We start from the raw sequence: 506 nt of genomic DNA, 5'->3' as shown, positions 1-506 counted from the left end.
ATTTTATCAAGACAACTTTGGCGGTGGTAACATCCCCAAGTTTATTAAACGCGAAATCAAAACCTGGGTGGCAAAGCTAGGAAAAGAACACGTTATCGAAGCCATGAAAGAAACCCTTTCCCATACCAAACCAAACTGGAAATATGTCACCACCATTCTCCAGTCCTAGTCGACAAGCAAATCATCACAGTCGAACAAGTAAAAGCCGATAGACTCCAATTTCAACAAAACCGACAACAAACGCGGGAAAAGTCTGCCCAAAAACAAGAAGTGATACCGAAACTGTTGATCATGGTCCTACTGCGGTGAAAGACGTGGAACAAGTGGATGTGGAACAAATGTTGCAGGAGTATTTGGCGGGGAAGAAATAGAATATTGGGTAAAGTTTGGGGGTAAGTCTGAGTCCCTGTCATAGGACTGCTTTGATAGGGACTTAGACTAGAATTTTAAATATCATTATGTAACAGTGATGCCTGATTGTTTAATATATTTTTAATGCATAGTAT

General features: G+C 40.3%; 1 protein-coding gene. It reads left to right on the top strand.

Features of this window, described 5'->3' with window-relative positions; genetic code table 11:
* Positions 1-169, top strand: a 169-nt coding sequence (locus tag FCI53_RS22280) for a DnaD domain protein (protein WP_138420951.1), incomplete at its 5' end; no start/stop codon positions are given.
* Between the last annotated feature and the right edge of the window lie 337 nt (positions 170-506).

The sequence above is a fragment of the Aquibacillus sediminis genome (assembly GCF_005870085.1).
Classification (GTDB): domain Bacteria; phylum Bacillota; class Bacilli; order Bacillales; family Amphibacillaceae; genus Aquibacillus_E; species Aquibacillus_E sediminis.
The sequence above is the reverse complement of the archived record's forward strand: the minus strand, read 5'-3'. Positions and strand labels throughout refer to the sequence as shown.